This window comes from Neisseria sp. P0001.S005 (assembly GCF_051963715.1).
Window position 1 is genome coordinate 1 of the sequence record NZ_JBQCTZ010000688.1, and the last position, 401, is coordinate 401.

Genomic DNA, 401 nt, shown 5'->3' on the forward strand with positions numbered 1-401 from the left:
GCCACGCATGAAGACATGGCCAACACACGCCTGACTTTGATTAATAATGTCGCCGATGCGTATTTCAATATCGCCTACCTGAACGAAGCCATCGAGTTGGCACAAAAATCGCTGAAGCAATATCAGGAAATCAACCGCATTGCGAATGCCAAGTTCCGCTACGGCCGGGCCGACTCCAGCCAGCCGACCCAAGCCAAACAGTCGTTGCTGAGTGCGGAAAACAGCCTGCTGTCTTTGCAAAACAATTTGGATACGCAAAAACAGGTTTTGCGTAATTTGTTGAATTTAAGGCCGTCTGAAAACATGGCCGCCGATCCGGCACAATTCCGCCTGTTGCCTGTCAAAGGCGTGAACTTGGACGTACCGATTACCGTTTTGGCCAACCGCCCCGACCTGCGCGC

At 51.9% G+C, this 401-nt stretch carries 1 protein-coding gene; it reads left to right on the forward strand.

Features of this window, described 5'->3' with window-relative positions:
* The coding region (locus tag ACTHSP_RS22385; RefSeq protein WP_440347058.1) for a TolC family protein at positions 1–401 on the forward strand (401 nt) is incomplete at both ends.